Consider the following 19,283-nt stretch of genomic DNA (forward strand, 5'->3'; position numbering starts at 1 on the left):
TGCTGCCGGCCGAGGGGCGGCATCCGCACGGGGTCACCCGAAGCGGCCCGAGACGTAGTCCTCGGTCGCCTGCACCGACGGGGTCGTGAAGATCGTCGAGGTGTCGTTGTATTCGATGAGCTTTCCCGGCTTGCCGGTGCCGGCGATGTTGAAGAACGCGGTCTTCTCGGAGACGCGGGAGGCCTGCTGCATGTTGTGGGTGACGATGACGACCGTGTAGTCGTTCTTGAGCTCGCCGATCAGCTCCTCGATCGCATAGGTCGAGATGGGGTCGAGGGCCGAGCACGGCTCGTCCATCAGCAGCACGTCGGGCGAGACGGCGATCGCGCGGGCGATGCACAGACGCTGCTGCTGGCCGCCCGAGAGGCCCGAGCCCGGCTTGTCGAGGCGGTCCTTGACCTCGTTCCACAGGTTGGCGCCCCGCAGCGACTTCTCCACGAGGGCGTCGGCGTCGCTCTTGGAGATCCTCTTGTTGTTGAGCTTCACGCCCGCCAGCACGTTCTCCTTGATCGACATCGTCGGGAAGGGGTTCGGGCGCTGGAAGACCATGCCGACCTGACGGCGCACGAGCACGGGGTCGACGGCGGGGCCGTAGAGGTTCTCGCCGTCCAGCAGCACCTCGCCCTCGACGCGTGCACCGGGGATCACCTCGTGCATGCGGTTGAGGGTGCGCAGGAACGTCGACTTGCCGCAGCCCGAGGGGCCGATGAAGGCCGTCACCGAGCGCGGCTCGATGTCGAGCGAGACCCCTTCGACGGCGAGGAAGTCGCCGTAGTAGACGTTGAGGTCGTTGACTTCGATGCTTTTTGACACGTGTGTTCCTTCTGGGGGCTCAGCGGCCGGTCTTGGGGGCGAAGATCCGCGCGACGAGCCGCGCCGCGAGATTCAGCACCATGACGATGAGAATGAGGGTGAGCGCGCCGGCCCAGGCGCGCTCGACATAGGCCTCGGCGGGGATGCCCTGGTAGGCGTACTGCGAGTAGATGTACACCGGAAGCGTCTGCATCCGCCCGTCGAAGAGGTTGTAGTTCATCGAGTCGGTGAACCCAGCGGTGATCAGCAGCGGAGCGGTCTCGCCGATGACGCGCGCGATCGCGAGCATGACGCCGGTGGTGATGCCGGCGATCGAGGTGGGCAGCACGACCTTGGCGATCGTGAGCCACTTCGGAACGCCCAGCGCATACGAGGCCTCTCGCAGCTCGTTGGGAACGAGCCGCAGCATCTCTTCGCTCGAGCGCACGACGACGGGGATCATCAGCACCGACAGCGCGACCGCGCCGGCGAAGCCCATGCGGATGCCAGGACCGAAGATGAGGGCGAACAGGGCGTAGGCGAACAGACCGGCGACGATCGAGGGGATGCCGGTCATCACGTCGACGAGGAACGTGATGGCCCGCGCCAGGCGCTTTCCCTCGCCGTACTCGATGAGGTAGATCGCCGTCATGATGCCGATCGGGATCGAGATCACGGATGCTGCGAGGGTGATCAGCAGCGTTCCCATGATCGCGTGCAGCGCGCCGCCGCCCTCGCCGAGCACTCCGCGCATCGACGAGGTGAAGAACTCGGCGTCGAAACGGGCGAGGCCGTTGGTGACGACGGTGATGGCGACGGAGATCAGCGGCACCATCGCGACGGCGAACGCGCTGGAGACGATGCCCGTGATGAGCCGGTCGAATGCGCGACGCGCGCCCTCGACGACGCGCGAGAGCACGTAGATCAGCACGAGGTAGAGCAGCACGCCGATGATGAGCCAGCCGGCGAGAGAGAACTCCGAACCGGCGGCGGTGCTGACAAGGAACGACAGCGCGGCCGAGACGGCCAGCGACAGCGCCAGCAGGGCCCAGGGGACCCACCGCGGCAGTCGGCCGCTGGTGAGGCTCACATGCTCGGGAGCGGCGCTGCGGTCGGGGGCGAGTGCGGTGGTTGCCATGTCAGTTCGCTCCCGAGAATTCCTTGCGGCGGCTGACGATCCAGCGCGCGACCGCGTTGACGGCGAAGGTCACGACGAACAGGATCAGGCCGGTGGCGATCAGCACGTTGATGTTGAGCTGGTACGCCTCGGGGAAGGTCAGCGCGATGTTGGCGGCGATGGTCGACGGGTTCTGGTTGGTGAGGAGGCGGAAGGTGACGACGTTGGTCGCCGAGAGCACCATGGCCACCGCCATCGTCTCGCCGAGCGCACGGCCGAGGCCCAGCATCGACGCCGACACGATCCCGGAGCGCCCGAACGGCAGCACCGCCATGCGGATCATCTCCCAGCGAGTCGCTCCCAGCGCCAGCGCCGCCTCTTCGTGGAGAGTCGGCGTCTGCAGGAAGATCTCGCGGCAGATCGCGGTGATGATCGGCACGACCATGACGGCCAGCACGAGCGAGGCGGTGAGGATCGTGCGACCGCTGTTGAGCACCTGGCCCGAGAACAGCGGGATCCAGCCCAGGTTCTCGTTGAGCCACTTGTAGCTGGGCACGAGGGCCGGCGCGAAGACGAGGATGCCCCAGAGGCCGAAGACGACCGAGGGAACGGCGGCGAGCAGGTCGACGACGTAGCCGAGCGTCTGGGCGAGCCGGCGGGGCGCGTAGTGGGTGATGAACAGCGCGATGCCCAGCGACAGGGGCACCGCCACCAGCAGCGCCAGGAACGCGCTCCAGATCGTGCCGAACAGCAGCGGCAGCACGTAGTCCCAGAAGTTGGTCTTCAGCAGCGACGCGTCTTCGGCGCTGAGGCCGAAGGCGGGCAGCGACTGCACGATCAGGAAGATCGCGACGGCCGCGAGCGTCACGACGATCATCGATCCGGCGAACAGCGCCGTGCCGGAGAACCAGACGTCTCCCGCGCGCTTCTTCGCCTTCGCCCTGGTGGGGGCCTCGGCGGTGGATGCTGTCATCTCAGGTCATTTCTCGTCGGGGCGCCGATGCGGCCTCCCGGCATCCGCCGGGAGGCCGCACATGGCATTACTTGATCAGCTCGATCGCGGCCAGAGCCTGCTCGCGCAGGTCGTCCGAGATCGGGGCGCTGCCGGCGTTGCTGGCGGCCGAGTCCTGCCCCTCGGCGCTGACGGCCGTGGTGAAGAACGCCTTGGTCAGCGCGGCGATGTCGGCGTCCTCGTACTGCTCGCAGCCGATGAGGTAGCTCACCAGCAGCACGGGGTAGGCTCCGGCCTCGGTCGTGGTGCGGTCGATCGCGAAGGCGAGGTCGCCCGCCGAACGGCCCGACTCGATCTCGGAGGCGTCGAGGGCGATCGAGGCGCCTTCGGCCGAGTGCGCGACGAACTCGTCGCCCACCTTGACGTTCACCGACGAGATGCCGGAGGCCTGCGACGAGTCGGCGTAGCCGATCGAGCCCTCGCCGGCCTTGACGGCGTTGACGACACCCGAGGTCTTCTCGGCGGCCTCGCCGACGACGCCCGACGGCCACTCCTCGACCGAGCCCCACGTCCACACATCGGCGGCGTTGGCGGCGAGGTAGTCGGTGAAGTTGCCGGTCGTGCCCGACTTGTCGGAGCGGTGCACGGCGTTGATGGCGAGGTCGGGAAGCTCGACGTCCGCGTTGGTGGCGGCGATCGCGTCGTCGTTCCAGTTCGTGATCGTGCCGGCGAAGATGCCGGCGACGGTGGCCGCGTCGAGGTCGAGCGAGTCGACGCCGGGGACGTTGAAGATGATCGCGATAGGCGACACGTAGGCGGGGATCTCGACGATGCCCGAGTCGGCGGCGCACGCGCCGAAGCCGCCGGCGGCGATCTCGTCGGTGGTGAAGGCGCGGTCGGAGCCGGCGAAGTTCACGGCGCCGGCCTGGAACGACTCGCGCCCGGTGCCGGAGCCCGCGGGGTCGTAGTCGACCTGGGCGTCGGGGTTGGCCTCGAGGAAGGCCGCGGTCCACGCCTGGATGGCCACCTGCTGAGACGAGGCGCCCTGGCCCACGAGCTGTCCGCTGAGAGCGGCCTCGGACGGGGCGGCGGAGTTCGACGAGGAGGTCTCGTTCGACGCACAGGCGGTGAGTGCGAGTGCCGCGACGGCGGCGACAGCGCCCAGCTGGGCGATGCGGGTGATCTTCACTGTGTGAATCCTTCACATTTGTCAGAGGTTGCCCCGGTGCGGGGATGCTCTGACGGTAGGAGTGGACTCTTACCAGAGTGGAGAACGACGGTGAACGGGAGGTGAACGACCGGCGCCCTGATGGTGCGCGGTCAGACCTTCGGAGCGTGCGTCTCGATGGCGACGATGCCCGATCCTGGGTTGTGCACCGACAGGTGCACGACCGAGAACGCGCCGGGCTCGAGTGCCGAGGCGCTGCCCAGGTACGAGCCGCGAAGGGTGCCGGTGGCCAGAGCCAGCTCGGTGAGGATCTCGGGGAGCACCGGGCCGTGGCTGCACAGCACCGCGGGCACCCTGGCGCGCACGCGCGCGCCGATCACGCTGCGCGCATCGGAGCGGCCGACCTCCCACGCATCCTGGCTGATGAGCTTGGTGGTCGAGATCCCGACTCCGAGCGACTTCGACAGCGGCGTCACGGTCTTCACGCACCGCACGGCGGGGCTCGAGAGGATCTTGCGCACCCCGAACGCCGAGAGCGGGCCGACGATCGCCTTGGCCTGCTGCTTTCCCCGCGGATGCAGGGGGCGCGCCGCATCCGCATCGGTCCAGCCCTCTCGGGGCTCGGCCTTGGCGTGGCGCAGCACGATGATCGGGAAGGTCTGCAGCACGCCGTCTGCGACCAGCCGCAGGAAGTTCTCGACGATCTCGACGTCGACCGGGTAGCTCAGCCGCTTGAGCGCCTTCTTGGGCGAGATCCACTCCAGCCCGGCGATCTCGCGGTTGGGCACGAACGCCGACGCCTTGATCGCCTCGTCGGTGGCCTCGGCGGCCCAGTAGTGCACGATCTTCTGCTTCTTGCTGGGCATGCGGTAGCGGGAGACCCCCACCGGCACGCCGAGGTTCACGGCGATGCCGGTCTCTTCGAAGATCTCGCGCACGGCCGTCTCGGCGAGCATCTCGCCGGGGTCGACCTTGCCCTTGGGCAGGGTGAGGTCGCGGTACTGGGTGCGATGGATGAGCAGGATGCGCAGCTTCGAGTCGACGAAGCGCCACACCACGCCCCCCGCCGCGTAGACGGCGGTTTCGGTCATCGCACCGCCCGCACGCGCCGGCGGCGCTGCACCGAGGCCATCGTCTTGTCCTGCAGGTCGATGAGCGCCTTGCCGTTCTCGCCGAGGTGATGACGGGTCCACACGCCCTCGTCGCCGAGGTGCCACGAACTGGTGGAGTCGCTCATCGCCAGGTCGAACAGGTCGATGAGCTCCTTGACGTGCGCCCGCTCTGTGACGCGCACGAGCGCCTCCACGCGGCGGTCGAGATTGCGGTGCATCATGTCGGCGCTGCCGATGAAGGCCTGGGGGTCGCCGTCGTTGTCGAAGGCGAAGATGCGCGAGTGCTCCAGATATCTGCCCAGGATGCTGCGGACCGTGATGTTCTCGCTGACCCCCTCGATTCCGGGCTTGATCGAGCAGATGCCTCGCACCCACACATCGACTTTCACCCCGGCCTGGCTCGCGCGGTACAGCGCGTCGATGATCTGCTCGTCCACCATCGAGTTGACCTTGATGCGCACGTGCGCCGGCTTGCCGTCGAGCGCGTGGTGGCGCTCGCGGTCGATCTGCCGAAGGAGTCCCTTGCGCAGGTGCAGCGGGGCGACCAGGAGGCGCTTGAACTTCTTCTCGATCGCGTAGCCGCTGAGCTCGTTGAACAGGCGGGTCAGGTCGCGCCCGACCTGCTCATCTGTGGTGAAGAGGCCGAAGTCCTCGTAGAGGCGGCTGGTCTTGGGGTTGTAGTTGCCCGTGCCGATGTGGCTGTAGCTGCGCAGCATCCCGTCTTCTTCGCGGATGACGTGCAGCAGCTTGCAGTGGGTCTTCAGGCCCACGAGGCCGTAGACGACGTGGACGCCCGCCTTCTCGAGCTTTCGCGCCCACACGATGTTCGCGGCCTCGTCGAAGCGGGCCTTCACCTCGACGAGGGCCAGCACCTGCTTGCCGGCCTCTGCCGCGTCGATGAGGGCCTTCACGATCGGGCTGTCGCCCGAGGTGCGGTAGAGCGTCTGCTTGATGGCCAGCACGTGCGGGTCTTTCGCCGCCTGCTCGAGAAAGGCCTGCACGCTCGTCGCGAACGACTCATAGGGGTGGTGCACGAGCACGTCGCCCGCGCGGATGGCGGCGAACAGGTCGGCCCGGCCGTTCTGCTCGGCGGGCTGGAACGCCACCGCGGTGGTGGGGACGTGCGGTGCGTAGTGCAGTTCAGGTCGATCGATGCGCGACAGATCGAACAGGCCGCGCAGGTCGAGCATGCCGGGAAGCCGATAGACCTCCTGCTCGGTGATGTCGAGTTCGCTGATGAGCAGATCGAGGGTGAGCCGGTCCATGTCGACGCCCACTTCGAGGCGGATCGGCGGGCCGAAGCGGCGACGCAGCAGCTCTGCCTCGAGCGCCTGGATGAGGTTCTCGGTCTCGTCCTCCTCGATCTCGACGTCTTCGTTGCGGGTGAGGCGGAAGGCGTGATGGTCGAGGATCTCCATGCCGGGGAAGAGGTCTTCGAGGTTGTGGGAGATGAGGTCTTCGAGCGGCAGATACCGCACGCGCTCGCCGTCGCGGCCGATCTCGACGAAGCGCGGCAGCATCGAGGGCACCTTCAGGCGGGCGAACTCCTGGCGGCCCGTGCGGGCGTTGCGGATGCGGATCGCGAGGTTCAGCGACAGCCCCGAGATGTAGGGGAACGGGTGCGCCGGGTCGACGGCGAGCGGCATCAGCACGGGGAAGACCTGCGCCTGGAAGTAGTCGTAGAGGGCTTCGCGCTCGCTCTTGCTGAGGTCGTCCCAGCCGACCACGTCGATGCCCACCGCGCTCAGCGCGGGCGCCACGAGACTCGTCCACGCGTCGGCGTGGCGCAGCTGCAGTTCGTGCGCGTCGGCCGAGATGTCGGCGAGCACGTCGTGCGGAGAACGCCCCACGTTGGTCGGCACGGCGAGCCCCGTCACGATGCGGCGCTTGAGACCGGCGACGCGCACCATGAAGAACTCGTCGAGGTTGCTCGCGAAGATGGCCAGGAAGTTGGCGCGCTCCAGCACCGGCAGGGCGGGATCCTCGGCCAGCTCGAGCACTCGCTGATTGAACGCGAGCCAGCTCAGCTCACGGTCGAGGTAGCGGTTGTCGGGCAGCTGCGAGTCGTACGCCTCGTCGAGATCGAAGTCGTCGTCGTCCGCATCGCCCAGGCCAGCGTCGAGCACGTCCTGTTCCAGCATCCCCTCATCATGGCAGGAGGAGATGACCCACGGGTTAACCGGAGGTCTCGCTGCGCTCCTTCGGGGAGGGCACCTGATCGTCTTCGTAGACGTTGAAGCGGTAGCCGACGTTGCGCACGGTGCCGATCAGCTGCTCGAGATCGCCGAGCTTGGCCCGCAGGCGCCGCACGTGCACATCGACGGTGCGGGTGCCGCCGAAGTAGTCGTAGCCCCAGACTTCGCTCAGCAGCTGCTCCCGCGTGAAGACCCGGGAGGGGTGGGTGGCGAAGAAGTGCAGCAGCTGGAACTCCTTGTAGGTGAGATCGAGCGGCTTGCCGTGCACCTTCGCCGAGTACGACGACTCGTCGATCGAGATGCCGGAGGTCTGGATGCGGGTCGACACGGGGTCGACGTTCTGGCGGCCGATGGCCAGGCGCACGCGCGCGTCGACCTCGGCGGGCCCCGCCGTCACGAGCACGACGTCGTCGACGCCCCAGTCGGTGGAGACGGCCGTGAGGCCGCCCTCGGTGACGATCAGCAGCAGCGGCGCGTCGAGACCGGTCGTGTTGAGGATCTTGCACAGCGACTTCGCGCCGACGAGGTCGACCCGCGCATCCACGAAGATGACGTCGGCGCTCGGCGCGTTCACCAGCTGCGCCGGCTCTGCCGGGATCTGCCTGACGCGGTGACTGAGCAGCTCGAGGGCGGGCAGGGCGGAGCCGCCGCCCTGTGCGGAACTCAGAACAAGAAGCTGTGCCAACGCGCCGTCCTCCCGCCGCGGCGACCCGCGGCGTGCTCATCAGTTTAGGGCGTGCGAGAATGGCCACGTGGCAGCACCTCAGCTCGCACCCCGCCCCATGTTCGCAGGCGTCGTCGCCGTCTGGGTCGTCGCGGCGCTGATCGGGGTCGCGATCGGAGTGTTCGTGCCAGAAGGGCTGCGCGCCGCGTGGCTCGCCATCGGCCTCGGCGTCTCGCTGCTGCTCTCGTTCGCCATCCAGCTCGCCGCCGGCAGGTCGCAGGGCTTCATCCGCAGGGTCGCGATGAGTGTGCTGGGTGCGCTGCTGGCGATGGGCGTCATCAGCCTGACCTTCGGTCTGGCGGCGCTCTTTCCGGGATAAGGTGGACGCATGGATCTCGTCGCGCTCGAACTGTTCTTCGTGGGGCTGCTGGCGCTCGCGTCGCTGGCCATCGTGTTCGTCTCGGGCGTCGTGATCAAGAACCTCTATCGCGGCCAGCGCTGACCGGAGGCGTCGTGATCGACCTGCCGACCGACCTGCCCGCCGACCTCGTTCCGCTGGCCTGGCTCATCGGGGTCTGGGAAGGAAGCGGCGTCATCGACTACGACGCCGGCGACCACCATTACGCGGGGGAGTTCTCGCATCGTGTGAGCTTCAGCCACGACGGCGGCGACTACCTCAACTACTCCGCGACGGCGCGGATGCGCGACGCCGACGGGCACGCGGGTGAGCAGCTCGTCTCCGAGGTCGGCTACTGGCGGCTGACTCGTCCCGCAGGCCCTGCGGATGCCGGACCCGGCCTGCTGCCGGCGACCACGAGCGGGCAGGTGCGCACGGCAGACGACGTCGAATCGCTCCGACTCGACGACGGGGGCTTCGAGATCGAAGCGTCGATCGTGCACTCCGACGGGGTCAGTGAACTGTACGTCGGCTCGATCCGCGGTCCGCGGGTCGATCTGGCCACCGATGCCGTCATGCGCACCGGCGGCGCCAAGCATTACGCGGCCGCCACCCGCATGTACGGGCTGGTCGAAGGACACCTGCTGTGGGCGTGGGACATCGCCGCCCTCGGCGCATCGCTCGCCTCGCACGCGTCCGCCCGCCTGGCCAAGGTGCAGTGATGGCAGACCCCTTCGGCGCCGTACCGGGTGCCGTCATCGACGACGCGGGCCTGCAGCACGTGGGAAACCCCCTGGCCGAGCAGCGCGCGCTGGCGCAGGGCGCCGCCGTCGCTCCGCTGGGCGATCGCCGCGTGCTGGTCGTGTCGGGCGAAGACCGCCTGACGTGGCTCGACTCGCTCACCTCGCAGGCGGTCGCCGGTCTCGCGCCGGGGGAGAGCACCGAGCTTCTCGTGCTCGATCCTCAGGGTCGCGTAGAGCATGCGGCATCCGTCGTCGACGACGGCGAGTCGGCCTGGCTCATCGTGGACCGCGCCGACGCCGAGCCCCTCCTGGCCTGGCTGCGGCGCATGCGCTTCCGGCTGCGGGTCGACCCCCGAGACGCCGACGACGAGGTCGCCGTGGTCGGCGGCACGGCGGCGGCCCTCGCCGCGGTCGCCCCCGCGGCGCCGAGCGGCATCCCTCTCGTCTGGCGCGACCCGTGGCCGGCCGTGTCGGCCGGAGGCCACGCCTACGCGCCGAACGACGGGCACCCCGGTCTCGAGCGCGACTGGAGCGAGGCCATCGTCCCGCGCGCCGAGTGGGCCGCTCTCGCGGCGCGCGCCGCGGCGGGCGAGGTCGCCCTCGCCGGACTTCAGGCAGCCGACGCGCTGCGGGTCGCGGCATGGCGTCCGCGCTGGGCGCGCGAAGTCGATGAGCGGTCGCTGCCGCACGAGAGCGACTGGCTGCGCACGGCGGTGCACCTGAGCAAGGGGTGCTACCGAGGGCAGGAGACGGTGGCCAAGGTGCACAACCTCGGCCATCCGCCGCGGCGCCTGGTTGCGCTGCAGCTCGACGGGAGCGACAGCGTGCTGCCCGCGCCAGGCGACGAGGTGCGAATCGGCGACGACGTCGTGGGCGCCGTGACGTCTGCCGCCCTGCACTTCGAAGAGGGGCCGATCGCGCTTGCGATCGTGCGCCGATCGACCCCCGTCGATGCCGGGCTCGTGGTCGCCACCGCAGACGGCGAGCTGGCCGCCGCGCAGGAGGCCATCGTTCCGCCCGACGCCGGTGCGACCGCGTACGTGCCCCGCATCACCCGCCTGTCGCGCCGCGCCGCCGCGCAGCGGCAGCCGTGATGGGCGAGGACGAGCAGCAGCATCCGGCCACGGCGCCGATCCCGACCGGCTGGCGCTCGCGCATCGACCCGCGGCCCGGCCTCGCGCGGGTGCGCGAGTCGGGCGCCGCGATCGCGCAGATCGTCGTGGCGACCACGGCGGCCTTCGCCTTCGCGCATCTCGTGCTCGGCCACGACGCCCCCCTGCTGACGGCCACCGTCACCATCTCGAGCCTCGGCCTCGTGCGCGACGCGCGACCGCGCAGGCTCGTCGAGACCCTCGCCGGGATGCTGCTGGGCATCGCCATCGCCGAACTGCTGCGGCTGTGGGCGGGGCCGGGATGGTGGCAGCTGGCGCTCGCGCTGGCGCTGACCCTCGCCGTCAGCAGATTCCTCGCCCCCGACCCCGGGTTCGCCATCGCGGCGGCCATCCAGTCGGCCATCGTCATGGTGATCCCCGGCAACGCCCCGTTCTCTCGGCTGGCCGACGCCGTCGTGGGCGCGATCGCGGCGCTCGCGGTCACCGCGCTGATCCCTCGGACGCCGCGATCGGTCGAGGCCCGCGACGGCCATGCCCTGTTCGACGGCATCGACTCCGCGATGGGCACCCTGACGCAGGCTCTGCGCCGCGGCGATCGCGTGCGGGCCGAGCGCGGACTCGAGAAGGCGCGGGCGCTGCACCCCCGCGTCGAGTCCTGGCGCGCCTCGACGGAGTCCGGCCGTGAGATCGCGCGCATCTCGCCCTTTCTCGGGCGCCAGCGCACCGAGATCGAACGTCACCAGCGCGTGCTGGCGGCCATGGACCTCGCCACCCGCAACCTGCGCGTGGTCGCCAGACGCACGGCGTATCTCGTCGACGACGAAGAGGCTCGGCCGGTGTTGGCCGACGTGCTCGCCGAATTGCAGCGCGCGGCCCGCCTGATCGACGATTCGCTCGACGACATCTCGTTCGAACCCGCCGCGCGCGATGTGCTCGTGGCCGTGGCCGCGCGCCTCGACCCGGTGCGGATCCTCCCCGACGGGTCGCTGGGCGACCAGAACCTCGTCGCCGCGATGCGCCCGCTCGCCGTCGACCTGCTCACGGCGACGGGGATGCCGCCGGCACAGGCCCGTGCGGCCATCCCGCGCATCTGACCTCGGCCGGCTTCACGGCAGCGGCGCGACGGCCTCCCACGGCAGGGTGAGCTCGCCCAGTCGCCAGCGCGCGCGGCCGCGCAGCGGCCAGCCCGCGGCGCTGAGGGCGTCGAGCGCCGCTATCCAGCGCTGCGCCGCGCCGAACGTCGACAGCGCCGCCGCGCGGTGCCACTCGGCATCCAGCGCGGTGAAGAAGTCGTGGATCCTCTCGCCGGGCACATTGCGGTGGATGAGGGCCTTGGGCAGGCGCTCGGCCGCGATCGACGGGTGATCGAGCTCTGTCAGCCGCAGCGAGACGCTGAAGGTGCGGGGCACCGCATCCGGGTCGATCTGCACCCACGTCATGATGCGGCCGAGCTCGTCGCAGGTGCCCTCGACGAGCACGCCGTCGGGCGCGAGCCTGGCCGACATGCTGCCCCACGCCGCCGGCACGTCGGACTCGTCGTACTGCCGCAGCACATTGAACGCCCGGATGACGGCCGGCCGGCGACCGCCAGGCACCGGCACCTCGAAACCGCCGAGGCCGAAGCTCACCCTCGCGTCGGGGGCGAAGGCCGTGCGGCCGGCCCGCACGTCGTCGAGCTGGTGCGCGGCGCGGGCGACGCGCGCGGGGTCGATCTCGAGACCGCGCACCTCGACGTCGGGCCTCGCGCGCGCCAGGCGCGCGTGCAGCTCGAGCGCGGTGACACCGCTGGCACCGTAGCCGAGGTCGATGACGAGGGGATCGGCTGCCCGCAGCAGGGCGGGCTGACGGGCGATCCAGCGGTCGACGCGTCGCAGTCGGTTGGTGCCGGTGGTGCCGCGGGTGATCTGTCCCACGGGCCGAGCCATGTTCCCATGATGCCAGGGCGACGCCGTCGATAGGATGGCGGCATGACCGCTCCGTACACGCTCATCCTCCTCCGCCACGGGCAGAGCGAGTGGAATCAGTCCAACCAGTTCACCGGCTGGGTCGACGTTCGCCTCACCGATCTCGGCAAGAGCGAAGCCCAGCGCGGCGGCGAGCTGCTGAAGGAGTCGGGCCTGCACCCCGACGTGCTCTACACCTCGGTGCTCAGCCGCGCGATCCAGACCGCGAACATCGCGCTCGACGCCGCCGACCGCCTGTGGATCCCCGTCAAGCGCTCCTGGCGGCTCAACGAGCGCCACTACGGCGCTCTGCAGGGCAAAGACAAGGCGCAGACCCTCGAGGAGTTCGGCAACGACCAGTTCATGCTGTGGCGCCGCTCGTTCGACGTGCCGCCGCCGCCGCTTTCCGACGACAGCGAGTACAGCCAGGTGAACGACCCCCGCTACGTCGGCATCGACGGCGAGATCCCGCGCACCGAATCGCTCAAGCTCGTCATCGACCGTCTGCTGCCCTACTGGGAGAGCGACATCGCCGAAGACCTCCGCGCCGGCAAGACCGTGCTGGTCACCGCCCACGGCAACTCGCTGCGCGCGCTCGTGAAGCACCTCGACAAGATCAGCGACGAAGACATCGCCGAGCTCAACATCCCGACGGGCATTCCGCTGGTCTACAAGCTCGATGAGAACCTCGAGCCGATCGGTGCGGGGGAGTACCTCGACCCCGAGGCAGCCGCCGCGGGTGCCGCCGCGGTCGCGAGCCAGGGCAAGAAGTAGCCTTCACAGAACGAACGAAGCGGGGCGGATGCTGCAGCATCCGCCCCGCTTCGTTTCGCGTGTCAGCCGCCCGAGACGACGATGTCGATCGCGTCGGTGGCCGTGGTCCAGTCGCCCGTCGACAGGTAGATGACCTTCTTGGTCACCGACACGGCGTGGTCGCCGAAGCGCTCGAGGTAGCGGCTGGCGAGGGTCGCGTCGACCGTCGCTGAGGCCTCGCCCTTCCACGAGTCGCTGAGCACCTTCTCGAAGACGCTCGCGTGCAGCTCGTCGAGGCCGTCGTCGGCGTTGCGGATCTTGTCGGCGAGGGCGTGGTCCTCGGTGCGCAGCAGCTCGGTGAGGGTGTGGGCGATCTCGACGTCGAGCTGACCCATCTTGGTGAAGGTCGACTTCAGGCCCTTGGGGATGGCGCGCTCCGGGAATCGCATGCGGGTGAGCTGGGCGATGTGCTCGGCGATGTCGCCCATGCGCTCCAGCGATGCGCTGATGCGCAGCGCGCTGACGACGATGCGCAGGTCGCGGGCGACCGGCTGCTGACGGGCGAGGATCTCGATCGCCAGTTCGTCGAGGGCGATGGCCTTCTCGTCGATGATGTCGTCGGCCTCGATCACCTCCTCGGCCAGGGCGACATCGCTGGACTCGAAGGCCCGCGTCGCCTTGTCGATCGCGACCGTCACCAGCTCGGCGATCTCGACGAGCCGGGACTGCACGTCCTCGAGCGACTGATGGAAGACCTCGCGCATGACTGCACCTCTCGAATATCCGCGCACGCGATCGCGTCCACGTCTGGGCGATTGTCGCCAGCGAAGGTTAACGAACGGTGCTGTGCGAGTGAATACTAACCGGCGGCCCCTCGAGGGGCCTTCTCGCGGCATCCTCGCCGTTAACCGTGCCTCTACGCTGGAGCCATGAACACGGTGCAGCTGACGCTGCTCGCGCTGCTGCTGGGCGTGGCGATCGGCGCTTCCGTCGCCGCCATCCTCGTGGCCGCGCTGCGGGCGCGGGAGCGCGGCCGCGTGCAGATGTCGTCGGCGATCCCCTCCGGGGTCACCGACGTGCTGCACGGCCTCGACGATCCGGCCGCCGTCGTCGACGCCTCCTCGACGGTGGTCGCCGCATCCGATTCCGCGCGCGCATTCGGGGTGAAAGAGGGCGGCCGGCTCGTCGTCGACGATCTGCGCACGCTCGCGCGTCAGGTGCGCGACTCCGACACGACGGCGAACGTGACGCTGAGGCTCAAGCGCAAGGGCGCCACCGAGCTGCGCCTGGTCGCCGTGCGCGCCACCCGCATCACCCCCCGACTGTCGCTGCTGGTGATGCGCGACATCACCGAGCACGAGCGCGTCGAGCAGATGCGCCGCGACTTCGTGGCCAACACGAGCCACGAGCTCAAGACGCCCGTGGGCGCGGTGAGCCTGCTCGCCGAGGCGATCGACTCGGCCGCCGACGACCCCGACCAGGTGCGGGTCTTCGCCGCGCGGCTGAGTGCGGAGGCCGCCAGACTCGGGCAGCTGAGCGCACGCATCATGGATCTCTCCCGGCTGCAGTCGGCCGATCAGCTGCTCGATCAGCGTGCCGTCTCGGTCGATGAGATCGTCGCCTCGGCCCTGGAGGCCCACGCGATCCAGGCCGATGCCGGTGAGGTCCACGTGGTGCGCGGAGGCGAGCGCGGGCTGCACGTGCAGGGCGATCCGCAGGTGCTCAGCGACGCCGTCGGCAATCTTCTCGCCAACGCCATCGCCTACTCTCCGCGCGGTGCCAGTGTCGGGGTGGGGGTCAAAGAGGTCGACGGCGCGGTCGAGATCGCCGTCACCGACCGTGGCATCGGCATCGCCGAGGCCGATCAGGAACGGGTCTTCGAGCGGTTCTACCGCGCCGACCAGGCTCGGTCGCGCCGCACCGGCGGCACGGGGCTGGGCCTGTCGATCGTCAAGCACGCCGTACAGCGGCACGGCGGCGAGGTGCGGCTGTGGTCGCAGCCGGGCAATGGGTCGACCTTCACGATCCGCCTGCCGCTGAGCGGCCCGCCCGAGGAGCTTCCCGCATCGAAGCGCCGCAAGGCCGCGAAGGCGAAGGCGAAGGCCAAGAGCAAGCAGAACAAGAAGCGGGCCGGTGTGCCCGTGGTGAACGGAGAGTCCGCATGACCCGCGTCTTGATCGTCGAAGACGAACCCGACCTCGCCGATCCCCTGGCGTACCTGCTGCGCCGCGAGGGCTATGAGGTCGAGATCGCCGAAGACGGGCCGAGCGCCCTCACGGCGTTCCGTGAGCGCGGAGCCGACATCGTGATGCTGGACCTGATGCTGCCAGGCATGCCGGGAACCGAGGTCTGCCGCCAGGTGCGCGCCACCTCCACCGTGCCGATCATCATGGTCACGGCCAAGGACTCCGAGGTCGACATCGTGGTGGGGCTCGAGCTCGGCGCCGACGACTATGTGACCAAGCCCTATTCCGCGCGCGAGCTGCTCGCGCGGATGCGAGCCGTGCTGCGGCGGCACGTGCAGAGCGTGGACGACCTCGACGAGCGGGTGCTCGACGGCGGCCGTGTGGTGCTCGACGTCGACCGGCACACCGTCGTCGTCGAGGGGGCCGAGGTCAGCATGCCGCTGAAGGAATTCGAGCTGCTCGAGTTCCTCATGCGCAACTCCGGTCGCGTCATGACCCGAGGGCAGCTCATCGATCGGGTCTGGGGCAGCGACTACTTCGGCGACACGAAGACCCTCGACGTGCACATCAAGCGCATCCGCTCGCGCATCGAGAAGCACCCAGCCGAGCCGGAGATGCTCAAGACCGTGCGCGGGCTCGGCTACCGGTTCGAGGGCTGAGGGCGCTGCGGGCCGTCCATCTGTCGGACGTGTGGGGCGGATGCTGCCGCCTGACCGCTCACCGCAGACTCCCGCATCCGCAGTCCGACCGCTGAACCGCGGGCGCGGCTCCTCCCCAGCGTGGGGTGCCGGGCGATCATGCCGCTGAGCGGGCGCGGGCCGTCTGCACGGGTGGTCGGTGAGCGACGCTCGGGGGATGAGCCCGATGCAGATCGCCCTGGTCGCAGCGGATCGCGGCGGCGTCGTGCGCCTGAGCGAGCTCCTCACGTGCGGCGCGAGTCGGGCTGACGTGCGGCGGGCAGTCGCGAGGGGCGGGATCGCGCGCGTGCGCGACGGGGTCTTCGCGCATCCCACGGCCGATGCCCTGGTCGTGCTCGCCGCAGAGCATGGCGGAAGGGTCGCCTGCGTCTCGGTGCTGCGCAGGCTCGGCGTGTGGCTGCTCGACGATGACGACCGACTCCACGTTCTGCTTGAGCCGAAGGGACGGCGGCACGTGCACACCGGCTGCAGGTGCGTGGATCACCGGGATGCGGGTGGGGCGGGTTTCGGGATCGTGCCGATCGAGCGGGCGCTCGTGCAGCTGCAGCGCTGCGTCGGCGACGAGAGCTTCTTCGCGGCGTACGAGTCGGCGTGGCGACAGGGGCGGTTGTCGGCCGGGGCGCGCGCGTGGATCCGCGAGCACCTGCCGGCGGGCAAGCGGTGGCTCGTCGATGTCGCTCGGCGCAACGCCGACAGCGGGCTCGAGTCGATTCTCCGACTGCGGTTCCATCGGCTGGGCGTCGCGATGCGCAGCCAGGTGCGCATCCTCGACGTGGGTCGCGTCGACTTCGTGGTCGACGGCATTCTCATCCTCGAAGTCGACGACAGACAGAATCACGACGGCGAGAGCCTTCGACACAGAGACCTGATGCGCGACGCGCGCGCGGCAGCCGCCGGCTACGAGACGCTGCGCTTCGACTATGCCATGGTCATCCACGACTGGCCGACCGTCGAACGCGCCGTCCTGGCTCGGCTGGAGCGGGCTCGGGCACGCAGCCGTCGGACGGCCTGATCGATCGACACGTCAGGCGTCACGGGCGGATGCTGCAGCCCCACCGATCCGACAGGTGAACCACGCCGAGGCCGAGCCCGAGCCAAAGCCCGGTGCGGCTCAGGGCACGAGGTCGGCGTACTGCGGCAGCGCGCCGTCGAGCACGGGGACGCTCACGAGAGCGCCGTCGCCGTCGCCCGACTGGAAGAACATCGCCAGGTCGCTGCCGGGCGTGGCGCCGATGCCCTCGAGCAGCAGCGGCTCGTCTTCGCCGCCGAGGCTCAGGGTCGTGCGGGCGGGCACACTCACGGTCTGGCGCACGTCGGCCTCGGTGGACTCGATGACCAGCGTCTGCGCCGTGTCGGTGTCGTTGACGATCGCGGCGACGAAGTTGCCCGCCGTCCCCGCCTCATCGGCGACGATGAGAGCGTTGCGCACCTGCACGGGGCCGGCCGTGTCGGGCACGGCGACGCCGTCGGAGGGGGAGTAGTGGATCGTCGACGCCTGCGGAGTGATGAAGGTGCAGGCCGTCGTGCTGCCGAGGGCGACGGCGCCGAGGGCCAGAGCCGCGATCACACGCGACGTCGTGCGGGTGGTCGCCACGGCGCGGGTGCGGTGGGTCGAGATCACGGATCCTCCTGGAGCGGCTGACAGCATCCCTGTCATTGTATGGCCTGGCCCTCGTCGGAGCGGACCGCCGGCACGGTGAGCGGCGGAACCTTAGCGCATGCAGCCCTGTGATAAACTGGAGGTTGCCGAAAGGACATAACTGCATGCTTTTTGAGGTTGGCGAGACCGTCGTCTATCCGCACCACGGCGCCGCGACGATCATCGAGGTCAAAGACCGGATCATCAAGGGCGAGACGAAGAAGTACCTGAAGCTCAACGTCACCCAGGGAGACCTCATCATCGAGGTTCCTGCGGAGAATGTCGATCTGGTCGGGGTTCGAGACGTCATCGGCAAGGAGGGCCTCGATAAGGTCTTCGAGGTGCTGCGCGCGCCGTTCACCGAAGAGCCGACCAACTGGTCGCGCCGCTACAAGGCCAACCTCGAGAAGCTCGCCTCGGGCGACGTGATCAAGGTCAGCGAGGTCGTGCGCGATCTGTGGCGCCGCGATCAGGACCGCGGACTCTCGGCCGGCGAGAAGCGCATGCTGGCCAAGGCCAAGCAGATCCTCGTCTCCGAGCTGGCGCTCGCCGAGAAGACCGATGAGGAGAAGGCTTCGGTCATCCTCGACGAGGTGCTCGCGAGCTGATCGGGCCGGGCGCGTAGGCTCGACGCGTGTCGACCCTTCCCGTGCCCCGCATCGCCGTCATCGTCGTGGCCGCCGGCTCCGGCGCGAGGCTCGGCGCTGACGGGCCCAAGGCGTTCGTCGGGATCGATGAGCACACGATCCTGCACCATGCGCTGCAGGGGGTGTTCGCCGCGCCCGCCGCGCAGGTCGTGATCGTCGCGCCCGCGGGCCGCGAGGGCGATGCCCTCACCGATGCGCGCGCCGTCGCCGGCGATCGCGCCGACCTCGTCACGGTGACCACGGGCGGTTCGACCCGTCAGGAATCGGTCGCCGCGGGCCTCGCGGTGCTGTGGGGCGACGTCGACATCGTGCTCGTGCACGACGCGGCGCGGGCGCTCACGCCCCCCGAGGTCTTCGCCAGGGTGGCGGATGCCGTGGCCTCCGGCCGTGGGGCGGTGCTGCCCGTGCTGCCCGTCGTCGACACGGTCAAGCGGGTCGACGACGACGAGGTGCGCGCCGCGGTCGACCGCGACGAACTCGCCGCCGCGCAGACGCCGCAGGGCTTCCGCCGCGAGCTGCTGGTGAGCGCCTATCGCGGGGCCGCGCAGGAGTTCACCGACGACGCGGCGCTCGTCGCGGCCGCCGGCCACCAGGTCTTCACGGTCGCCGGCGACGAGCGGGCATTCAAGATCACGACGCCGGCCGACCTCGAGCGGGCCCGCACGACCCTTCATCCCGCCGCGCAGGCGGCGCTGCCTCGGGTCGGCGTGGGCACCGACGTGCACGCCTTCGGCGGCGACGGGGCGCTCTGGCTCGCGGGCCTCGAATGGCCGGGGGAGCGGGCGCTGTCTGGTCATTCCGACGGGGATGCCGTGGCCCACGCGATCGTCGACGCGCTGCTGTCGGCGGCCGGGATCGGCGACATCGGCACGCATTTCGGCACGGCGCACCCCGAATACGCCGGCGCGCATGCGGCGGTCTTCCTCGAGCGCACCCGCGAGCTGCTGGCAGGGGCCGGCTGGCGCATCGGCAACGTGAGCGTGCAGGTGCAGGCGAACCGGCCGAAGTTCGCGGCGCGCCGGGCCGAGGCCGAGGCGGTGCTCTCGGCGGCGCTCGGCGGTGCGCCGGTCTCGGTGGCGGCGACCACCACCGACGGCCTCGGGTTCACCGGCGCAGGCGAGGGCGTCGCGGCGTTCGCCGTGGCGCTCGTGGTGCCCGCCTGACG

Annotated in this window: 20 protein-coding genes; 10 read left to right on the forward strand and 10 right to left on the reverse strand. The window is 69.9% G+C overall.

What is annotated here, in order from left to right:
• Window positions 1–33 precede the first annotated feature (33 nt).
• From pstB to OAW74_RS03930, 7 genes are all read right to left on the reverse strand, one after another.
• Window positions 34–813: a phosphate ABC transporter ATP-binding protein PstB gene (gene pstB / locus OAW74_RS03900; RefSeq protein WP_262873020.1), complete on the reverse strand. Its 780-nt coding sequence runs from the start codon at window positions 811–813 to the stop codon at window positions 34–36.
• A 19-nt stretch (window positions 814–832) separates the two neighbouring features.
• Entirely contained in the window at window positions 833–1,930 is a 1,098-nt protein-coding gene (pstA, locus tag OAW74_RS03905) for a phosphate ABC transporter permease PstA (RefSeq protein ID WP_262873021.1), read from the reverse strand.
• A 1-nt stretch (window position 1,931) separates the two neighbouring features.
• Window positions 1,932–2,882 carry a phosphate ABC transporter permease subunit PstC gene (gene pstC / locus OAW74_RS03910; protein WP_262873022.1) on the reverse strand — a complete coding sequence of 317 codons (951 nt, stop codon included), beginning with the start codon at window positions 2,880–2,882 and terminating at the stop codon, window positions 1,932–1,934.
• 67 nt (window positions 2,883–2,949) lie between these two features.
• Window positions 2,950–4,050: a phosphate ABC transporter substrate-binding protein PstS gene (locus OAW74_RS03915; RefSeq protein WP_262873023.1), complete on the reverse strand. Its 1,101-nt coding sequence runs from the start codon at window positions 4,048–4,050 to the stop codon at window positions 2,950–2,952.
• 131 nt (window positions 4,051–4,181) lie between these two features.
• On the reverse strand, window positions 4,182–5,120 hold the full coding sequence (locus OAW74_RS03920) for an NUDIX hydrolase (RefSeq protein ID WP_262873024.1): 939 nt from the start codon (window positions 5,118–5,120) through the stop codon (window positions 4,182–4,184).
• Window positions 5,117–7,282, reverse strand: a complete 2,166-nt coding sequence (locus OAW74_RS03925) for an RNA degradosome polyphosphate kinase (protein ID WP_262873025.1) — start codon at window positions 7,280–7,282, stop codon at window positions 5,117–5,119. The genes OAW74_RS03920 and OAW74_RS03925 overlap by 4 nt, the downstream gene beginning before the upstream one ends.
• Window positions 7,283–7,316: 34 nt before the next feature.
• Window positions 7,317–8,021 (reverse strand): response regulator transcription factor, encoded by a 705-nt coding sequence (locus OAW74_RS03930; RefSeq protein ID WP_262873026.1) that lies wholly within the window; start codon window positions 8,019–8,021, stop codon window positions 7,317–7,319.
• Between the two features lie 67 nt (window positions 8,022–8,088).
• On the opposite strand from OAW74_RS03930, the gene OAW74_RS03935 reads away from it, so the two are divergent.
• The 4 genes from OAW74_RS03935 (at window position 8,089) to OAW74_RS03950 (ending at window position 11,346) form a co-directional block, all read left to right on the forward strand.
• Window positions 8,089–8,379, forward strand: a complete 291-nt coding sequence (locus OAW74_RS03935) for a hypothetical protein (protein ID WP_262873027.1) — start codon at window positions 8,089–8,091, stop codon at window positions 8,377–8,379.
• Window positions 8,380–8,513: 134 nt separating this feature from the next.
• Window positions 8,514–9,119: a nitrobindin family protein gene (locus OAW74_RS03940; protein ID WP_262873028.1), complete on the forward strand. Its 606-nt coding sequence runs from the start codon at window positions 8,514–8,516 to the stop codon at window positions 9,117–9,119.
• Window positions 9,119–10,234, forward strand: a complete 1,116-nt coding sequence (ygfZ, locus tag OAW74_RS03945) for a CAF17-like 4Fe-4S cluster assembly/insertion protein YgfZ (RefSeq protein ID WP_262873029.1) — start codon at window positions 9,119–9,121, stop codon at window positions 10,232–10,234. The genes OAW74_RS03940 and ygfZ overlap by 1 nt, the downstream gene beginning before the upstream one ends.
• Window positions 10,234–11,346, forward strand: a complete 1,113-nt coding sequence (locus OAW74_RS03950; protein ID WP_262873914.1) for an FUSC family protein — start codon at window positions 10,234–10,236, stop codon at window positions 11,344–11,346. Before ygfZ ends, OAW74_RS03950 begins: the two co-directional genes overlap by 1 nt.
• A 12-nt stretch (window positions 11,347–11,358) precedes the next feature.
• Here OAW74_RS03950 and OAW74_RS03955 read toward each other — a convergent pair whose 3' ends face one another.
• The gene (locus tag OAW74_RS03955; protein WP_262873030.1) at window positions 11,359–12,177 is read right to left on the reverse strand and encodes a class I SAM-dependent methyltransferase; all 819 of its coding nucleotides are present in this window, start codon (window positions 12,175–12,177) and stop codon (window positions 11,359–11,361) included.
• A 42-nt stretch (window positions 12,178–12,219) separates the two neighbouring features.
• Here OAW74_RS03955 and OAW74_RS03960 point away from each other — a divergent pair, with 42 nt between their 5' ends.
• Window positions 12,220–12,969, forward strand: a complete 750-nt coding sequence (locus OAW74_RS03960) for a phosphoglyceromutase (RefSeq protein WP_262873031.1) — start codon at window positions 12,220–12,222, stop codon at window positions 12,967–12,969.
• A 62-nt stretch (window positions 12,970–13,031) separates the two neighbouring features.
• Here OAW74_RS03960 and phoU read toward each other — a convergent pair whose 3' ends face one another.
• Window positions 13,032–13,712: a phosphate signaling complex protein PhoU gene (phoU, locus tag OAW74_RS03965; RefSeq protein WP_262873032.1), complete on the reverse strand. Its 681-nt coding sequence runs from the start codon at window positions 13,710–13,712 to the stop codon at window positions 13,032–13,034.
• 165 nt (window positions 13,713–13,877) lie between these two features.
• On the opposite strand from phoU, the gene OAW74_RS03970 reads away from it, so the two are divergent.
• From OAW74_RS03970 to OAW74_RS03980, 3 genes are all read left to right on the forward strand, one after another.
• Window positions 13,878–15,113, forward strand: a complete 1,236-nt coding sequence (locus OAW74_RS03970; protein WP_262873033.1) for a sensor histidine kinase — start codon at window positions 13,878–13,880, stop codon at window positions 15,111–15,113.
• Complete coding sequence (locus tag OAW74_RS03975) at window positions 15,110–15,793, forward strand: response regulator transcription factor (protein WP_262873034.1); 684 nt, start codon at window positions 15,110–15,112, stop codon at window positions 15,791–15,793. Before OAW74_RS03970 ends, OAW74_RS03975 begins: the two co-directional genes overlap by 4 nt.
• 196 nt (window positions 15,794–15,989) lie before the next feature.
• The gene (locus OAW74_RS03980) at window positions 15,990–16,844 is read left to right on the forward strand and encodes a type IV toxin-antitoxin system AbiEi family antitoxin domain-containing protein (RefSeq protein WP_262873035.1); all 855 of its coding nucleotides are present in this window, start codon (window positions 15,990–15,992) and stop codon (window positions 16,842–16,844) included.
• Window positions 16,845–16,943: 99 nt separating this feature from the next.
• Here OAW74_RS03980 and OAW74_RS03985 read toward each other — a convergent pair whose 3' ends face one another.
• Entirely contained in the window at window positions 16,944–17,480 is a 537-nt protein-coding gene (locus OAW74_RS03985) for a DNA modification methylase (RefSeq protein ID WP_262873036.1), read from the reverse strand.
• A gap of 116 nt (window positions 17,481–17,596) precedes the next feature.
• Between OAW74_RS03985 and OAW74_RS03990 the strand changes: the two genes are divergently transcribed.
• Both OAW74_RS03990 and ispD read left to right on the forward strand, forming a co-directional pair.
• Complete coding sequence (locus OAW74_RS03990; RefSeq protein ID WP_191765721.1) at window positions 17,597–18,079, forward strand: CarD family transcriptional regulator; 483 nt, start codon at window positions 17,597–17,599, stop codon at window positions 18,077–18,079.
• A 26-nt stretch (window positions 18,080–18,105) separates the two neighbouring features.
• Complete coding sequence (ispD, locus tag OAW74_RS03995; protein WP_262873037.1) at window positions 18,106–19,281, forward strand: 2-C-methyl-D-erythritol 4-phosphate cytidylyltransferase; 1,176 nt, start codon at window positions 18,106–18,108, stop codon at window positions 19,279–19,281.
• Window positions 19,282–19,283 lie beyond the last annotated feature (2 nt).

The sequence above is a fragment of the Microbacterium fluvii genome (assembly GCF_025515205.1).
GTDB classification, from domain to species: Bacteria; Actinomycetota; Actinomycetes; order Actinomycetales; family Microbacteriaceae; genus Microbacterium; species Microbacterium fluvii.